General features: G+C 25.7%; 5 protein-coding genes and 1 pseudogene. 3 read left to right on the top strand and 3 right to left on the bottom strand.

Annotated elements, in window-relative coordinates:
- Window positions 1-422 (bottom strand): winged helix-turn-helix domain-containing protein (locus AB668_RS02290; RefSeq protein ID WP_152908030.1); only part of this gene is annotated, 422 nt, incomplete at its 3' end.
- A 343-nt stretch (window positions 423-765) separates the two neighbouring features.
- On the opposite strand from AB668_RS02290, the gene AB668_RS02285 reads away from it, so the two are divergent.
- On the top strand, window positions 766-2,067 hold the full coding sequence (locus tag AB668_RS02285) for an ATP-binding protein (protein WP_050517447.1): 1,302 nt from the start codon (window positions 766-768) through the stop codon (window positions 2,065-2,067).
- Window positions 2,068-2,104: 37 nt separating this feature from the next.
- On the opposite strand, the gene AB668_RS05720 is transcribed toward AB668_RS02285, so the two are convergent.
- Window positions 2,105-2,245, bottom strand: coding sequence for a hypothetical protein (locus AB668_RS05720; RefSeq protein ID WP_160315004.1), 141 nt, complete (start codon window positions 2,243-2,245; stop codon window positions 2,105-2,107).
- A 50-nt stretch (window positions 2,246-2,295) separates the two neighbouring features.
- Window positions 2,296-2,871 (bottom strand): IMPACT family protein, encoded by a 576-nt coding sequence (locus AB668_RS02280; protein ID WP_050517446.1) that lies wholly within the window; start codon window positions 2,869-2,871, stop codon window positions 2,296-2,298.
- Window positions 2,872-2,949: 78 nt separating this feature from the next.
- Here AB668_RS02280 and secA point away from each other — a divergent pair, with 78 nt between their 5' ends.
- Entirely contained in the window at window positions 2,950-5,784 is a 2,835-nt protein-coding gene (gene secA / locus AB668_RS02275) for a preprotein translocase subunit SecA (RefSeq protein WP_050517445.1), read from the top strand.
- A 322-nt stretch (window positions 5,785-6,106) separates the two neighbouring features.
- A pseudogene (locus tag AB668_RS02270) lies at window positions 6,107-6,421 on the top strand (hypothetical protein); the annotation flags it as partial.

Below are 6,421 nucleotides of genomic sequence, written 5' to 3'. Positions count from 1 at the left end.
TATGCACTAGCAAAACCCTGTTTTATTAATCTTTTATCTAAATTAGAATATGAAATCTTATAACCAAATTTTTCTTTTAAACAACTATGATAATTTTTCAACGTCAAAAATGAACAACTACTGTTATTGTTCTCTCCTCCTGTTATTTTCATTTCTCCTTGATAAACTTCACCTAAGTTGTATATTGTTTCATCACTATATTTTTGTGCATTCTTGTTATTTACATTTTTATGAGAAAGTATTATCTCCTTTCCGGTATTTATAAAATCAAGATATTCTTTCTTATATCTTTTTATAGTAGAAACAGATTTATTAAATTGCTTTGCTATTGATAAACATGATCTTTTAGGATCTTTTGCGAAGATATCTAATATACGTTTTTTAATTTCTGCATATGACTTATTGTCTAAAATAGTAAACATTCTAACCTCCTTTACCAATTATATGTTTTGGATCCAAAACATATAATTGGTAAGGTATCATTTTGTTTGATATTGCTCAAAAAAAAAAAAAAAACAAGACCCCGAAAACAGTTAAAAATGACATAATTTCACTTAAAAAAAGTGTGGAATCCCACATAAATTTTAAATATCTTAGTTTATAATCTGAAAAACAATGTATTTTTTGTATAATATACTTAAAAAAGTGTGGAATCCCACATAAATTTTAAGTATTTGGCAATAATATAAGTAAATATTTATATAATCAGTCTAATATACTTAAAAAAAGTGTGGAATCCCACATAAATTCTAAGAGGTATACACTATGTTAATAAAAAGAGAGTTTTATTTAAATAAATTAATAAACAAAATGAATAACGGTAAAGTTAAAGTTATAACAGGAATAAGAAGATGTGGTAAATCATTTTTACTTTTTAATATTTTTAATGATTATTTAATTTCTAAAGGTGTAAAAGAAAATCAAATTATAAAACTTTCACTAGATAGTGTTAAAAATATATCTTTAAGAGATCCATTAAGACTTATAGAGCACATAGAACAATTTATTATTTCTAAAGATGAAAAATATTATCTTTTTATAGATGAAATTCAATATTGTGAAGCAATTGATAATCCTTATGTTAAAAACAGTAAACATAAAATCACTTTTGTTGACGTTTTAATTGAACTTATGAAAAGAGACAATGTTGATGTTTATGTAACTGGAAGTAATTCAGTAATGCTATCTAGTGAAATATTGACACAATTTAGAGATAGATCAAACCAAATTCATGTATTTCCATTATCTTTTAGTGAAATAAATCCATTGTTTGATGATCGAAAATCAGCTTTAGAACACTACCTTTATTATGGTGGATTACCTGGTGTTTATATTCTTAACTCAGTTGATGAAAAAATTGAGTACTTATCTAATTTGTTTAATGAGCTTTATATAAAAGACATATTAGAAAGAAAATCAATTCATAAAGATAAATATGTTTTAGAAATACTATTAAATTTCATATCTTCAAGTATTGGATCTTTAACCAATCCTAGTAAATTATCAAAAAGATTTGATTCAGAAACAAAAATACAAATATCACCAACAACGGTAAGTAATTATTTAGATTATTTTGAACAATCATTTTTGATTTCTAGTTGTTATAAATTTGATGTTAAAGGAGTTAAGATTTTTAAAACCCCTTTAAAATATTATTTTGAAGATGTCGGTTTAAGAAATGCACGTTTAGATTTTAATCAATATGAAGAAAATCATATTATGGAAAACATAATATATAATGAATTAAAAAGAAGAGGTTTTATTGTAAATACAGGTGTTGTTGAAATATTTCCAACAGTTGATAATAAAACAAGTAGAAAAACTCTAGAAGTTGATTTTGTAGCTAAAAAAGCAAGTAAAAAATATTATATTCAATCAGCATATCAAATACCAACACAAGAAAAAAAAGAACAAGAAGCTCGTTCTTTATATAATATAGACGACTCATTTAAAAAGATAATTATAACTTTTGATAATTCAATACCTAAATATGATCAAAAAGGTGTATTATACATAGGTCTATTAGACTTTTTATTAGATGGATCATTTATTGATTCTGAAGTTTAATATATAAACAAAAAATAGCACTTGAGTGCTATTTTTACTATCAAAATTTCTTTGGAACTTTATTTCAATTTACATCATTATCTCGCTCGATAAAATCATTGAATCTAGAGCAATTATCTACAATTCAGTTAGATATATCTTGATCAAAAATCTCAGATTTATAAAACATGTTACTCATATCGGTTATACTTAAAAAAAGTGTGGAATCCCACACAAATTTTAAGTTTATTACTTATTGACAGCACTTATTTCTAATATCTCAAACAAATTATTATTATCTATTTCATCTTCTGATTGAATTAAATAAACTACTTTTTCATTAAATTCTTTATTAAGTATTTCAATTTTATTTTTATTAATTCAATTATTAATTTGTTTCATTTCTGTTATATTAAATTGAATTTTATAAACATAATATTTTTTAGTTTCAATAATATTTGCTAATTTAACAACTTCACTAGCACAATTAGAATAAGCTCTTGTTAAAGGACCTGCTCCTAATTTAATACCTCCATAATAACGAATAACTAAAATAACTACATTAAATAAATTATTTTTTTCTAATACATTAAAGATAGGTTTTCCTGCTGTTGAACTAGGTTCACCACCATCATTATAACCACCAATTACTTTATTATCATAAATTCTATAAGCATAACAATTATGTGTAGCATCAAGTTGACAATATTTATCTAAAAAGCTATCTAATTCTTGTTTAGAATTAACTTTACTCATAATTGCTATGAATTTAGAATTCTTAATTATTATTTGATTTGTATAAACTTTACTATCTATTGTTTTCATATCTATTTTCTAAATTATTTTCACTATTATATGTTATATAATAATTATATTGTAATGCCAAAAATGTAGGAGGATAAAATGATTTCTGATAAACGATTAATAAAAAGATATGGTCAAATTGCAGATAAAATTATTGAATTAGAACCAGAAATGAGAAAACTAAAAGATGAAGATTTCAAAGTTAAAACACAAGAATTTAAAGATTTAATAGCAAATGGAACTGAACCTGATTCATTATTAATTGAAGCTTATGCACTAGTTAGAGAAGCGGCTAGAAGAGTATTAGGGTTAAATGCTTATAGAGTTCAGTTAATCGGAGGAATTATTTTAAATTCTGGAGATATTGCTGAGATGAGAACTGGTGAGGGTAAAACTTTAACTGGTATTTTTCCTGCATATTTAAATGCTTTAACTGGTAAGGGTGTTCATGTTGTTACTGTTAACGAATATCTTTCAAAACGTGATAGTGAAATAAACGGTCAAGTTTATGATTTTTTAGGTATTACTGTTGGTCTTAATGGAAGTAGATTGTCTAAATGAGAAAAAAAAGAAGCTTATGAAAAAGACATTACTTATACAACTAACTCAGAGTTAGGTTTTGATTATTTAAGAGATAATATGGTAACCGATCCAAATCAGAGAGTTCAAAGAAAATTAAACTATTGTATTATCGATGAAGCTGATTCAGTTTTAATTGACGAAGCAAGAACACCTTTAATTATTTCAGGTGGATCAACTTCTAGAAAAAACATGTATAAAACAGCTAATAATTTTGCTTTAACTTTAAAAGAACATGATGATGTTGATATTGATCTAGAATCTAAACAAGTTTATTTAAATGAACAAGGTATGAAAAAAGCAAATGAATTCTTCTCATTAAAAAACTTATTTGCTTTAGAAAATACTGAAATTTTCCACTTAATCATGAACGCTTTAAAAGCTCAATTTGTTTTTAAAGAAGGAATTGAATATACAGTTAGAGATGGAGAAATTTTATTAATCGATCAATTTACTGGTCGTATTATGGAAGGGAGAAGTTATTCAGACGGACTTCAACAAGCTCTACAAGCTAAAGAAAATGTTGAAATCGAAGAAGAAACTGTAACATTAGCAACAATTACTTATCAAAACTTCTATCGTTTATATTCAAAAATTGCAGGAATGACTGGTACTGCTAAAACTGAAGAAGAAGAATTTATTAAAATTTATAATACAAGAGTTGTTGTTACTCCAACAAATAAACCAGTTATTCGTAAAGATGAACCAGATTTAACATTTGGGTCAAAAAATGCAGCGTTAAAAAAACTTGTAAAAGATGTAAAAGAAACTCATAAAATTGGTGCTCCTATTTTAATTGGAACTACTAGTGTTGAATCAAGTGAACAAATTGCAAGATATCTATCAAAAGCTGGATTAAAATTCGAAACAATCAACGCTAAGAATCACGACAGAGAAGCTGAAATTGTTGCAAAAGCTGGACAATTAGGAGCTATTACTTTAGCAACTAACATGGCTGGTCGTGGAACTGATATTAAGTTAAGTGATGATGTTAAAAAACTAGGTGGATTACGTGTGTTTGGTGTTGAACGTAACGAAGCAAGACGTATTGATAACCAATTACGTGGTCGTTCTGGTAGACAAGGTGATCCGGGTCTTTCAAGATTTTACATTTCAATGGATGATGATTTAATGATTCGTTTTACTGTTCCAAAACAAAGACAACGTTTTAAATCTTTAGGTGATGATTATATTAAATCTAGATTGTTTACAAGAGCAATTACTAATAACCAGAAAAAACTTGAAGGAATGAACTTCGATCAACGTAAAAACGTTTTAGATTATGACAACATTCTAGCTCAACAACGTGAAATTATTTATGCTCAACGTGAAGATATTTTAGAAGCAACCGATCTAACTGTAGCAATTAAAAAATTCCAAGTTACAACAGCTTATGAATTAATAGAAAAACATTCAACTGAAGTTCATGGTGAAAAAACCTTAAACTCAGAAAGTTTATTAAAAGCAATTGATGGTAATTTAGTTCCTAAAAATAGATTCACTGTTCAAGATTTCTATAATAAAGAAAAAATGGATTTAGCAATTGAAATGGCTGAATCAATGATGAAATTATATAAAGCAAGAATCTCAGATATTCCTGAAGATGTAGCTTTAAATATGGAAAGAAAAGTTATTTTAGATTCATTTGATAAATATTGAACTAAACACTTAGATTTAGCTAATAAACTAAAAAGTGGAATCTATTTACAACAATATGCTCAAAACAACCCATTAGCAATTTATGTTGAACAAGCAACTAGTTTATTTAATAAAATGAAAGTAAATATTGCTGATGAAATCGTAAATAATTTATCTAATGTAATTCTAAAATTAGTTGAAGAAGAACCAAGAGAAGAAAGAATTGAAATCACAGATAAAGATATTGAAGACATCTTAAATGAAACTGGTCTATCAAAAGATGATATTAACAATTCTGCAATTAATAAACGTTTTGATGAATTAGAAAAAGAATTCAAAGAAGACAAACCAAAATTAAGAAGATTAAGAATTCAACGTGACATTATGTTAGGTCTAGTAATGGAATTAGAAAGAAGAGAACAAATGATCTCTGAATCTTCAGCTGAAAACCAAGAAATTACAAGATTAATTAAACAAATACAAAAAGAAAGAGACATCACAACAATTACAATTGAAGAAGTTCAAGCTGATTTTGAAAAAATTGCTAAAAAATGTAAAGATGCAGATGAACTACATAAACTATCAATTGCAAGAGATATCTTATTAGAACTTGTTCAAAGAATGGATGACTTTAAAAAACAAGCTAGATTTGAATCTAAGAAAAAAGCAGAAGACGCAACTGAAGAAGATCAAAAAGTAAAAGTACGTATTGGGTAATTTAAAAATTACCAACGTACTTTTTATTATTTTTGATATATTTTTCTACATTTCCCACTTAAGTATAAAAATAGCTAAATTTTAGAAATAAAAAAATAGCAAATGCTATTCTAATATAAAAGTTCTACCTAATATGACTATAGAAAAACTTGAAAATTAAGCAGTTTTTTATAAATAACCTTAAAATGTATAAGCTCAAGCATGAATAATTACTTAAAATTAATTTAAACAGACATGAAATAAGTTAAAAAAACTATTATTTTATGTCTTTTTTATGCTATAATATAGATATAATGCTATATAAAAGGGAAAGAGAGATAAAATGGCGATACCTTTAGAAATAAGACAGGTTGCAAGACCTAAAAACACAGTTGTAAAAGATTATTTTGGAAAATATAAAGTTGTAAAAAGAACTAGTAAATACGTTAACGGAAAAGCTATACCAGTTGATCTGGAAATAGTTGGTGAAATAATAGATTTTCAATTTGTACCTTTTGAAACACCAATTCCAGTTGGTCAAAGATCAAAAAAGAAAAAAGAATTAATTGAAACAGGTACTGATGTTAAAGAGTATGGAAACGTTGCAATATTTACAAAAAACAGTGAAGATATTTTAGAAAAATTATTGAAACATTTT

The sequence above is a fragment of the Mycoplasma sp. HU2014 genome (assembly GCF_001199495.1).
In the GTDB taxonomy this organism is placed as follows: Bacteria; Bacillota_I; Bacilli_A; order Mycoplasmatales; family Mycoplasmataceae; genus Mycoplasma.
Note: the sequence above shows the minus strand (reverse complement) of the source record. Positions and strands in the feature narration are given on the sequence as shown.